The sequence below is a fragment of the Rhodoplanes roseus genome, assembly GCF_003258865.1.
Classification (GTDB): Bacteria; Pseudomonadota; Alphaproteobacteria; order Rhizobiales; family Xanthobacteraceae; genus Rhodoplanes; species Rhodoplanes roseus.
In genome coordinates, this window is record NZ_NPEX01000673.1 from 1 (window position 1) to 407 (window position 407).

Consider the following 407-nt stretch of genomic DNA (forward strand, 5'->3'; position numbering starts at 1 on the left):
GTCGTCACCGCCCATCCGGGCGATTTCGTGTGGCGCGCCGGCGGCGCCATCGCGCTGCACGCCAAGAAGGGCTACCGGGTGAAGATCGTCTGCCTCGCCTATGGCGAGCGCGGCGAGAGTCAGTTCGCCTGGAAGAAGGCGGGCATCACGATGCAGGAGGTGAAGGCCGGCCGCAAGGACGAGGCCGAGCGCGCCGCCGCGATGCTGGGTGCCGAGATCGAATTCTTCGACGCCGGCGATTACCCGCTGCATCCGAGCGAGCAGCATCTCGACCGCCTGATCGACATCTATCGCGAGCTCAATCCGTCCTTCGTGCTCACCCACGCGCTGGAGGATCCTTATAACGTCGACCATCCGGAGGCGGCGCGCTTCGCCCAGGAGGCCCGCATCATCGCCCAGGCGATGGG

Annotated in this window: 1 protein-coding gene; it reads left to right on the top strand. The window is 67.1% G+C overall.

The window, feature by feature from the left end:
* Positions 1-407 (top strand): PIG-L deacetylase family protein (locus CH341_RS31930; protein WP_146604734.1); only part of this gene is annotated, 407 nt, incomplete at both ends.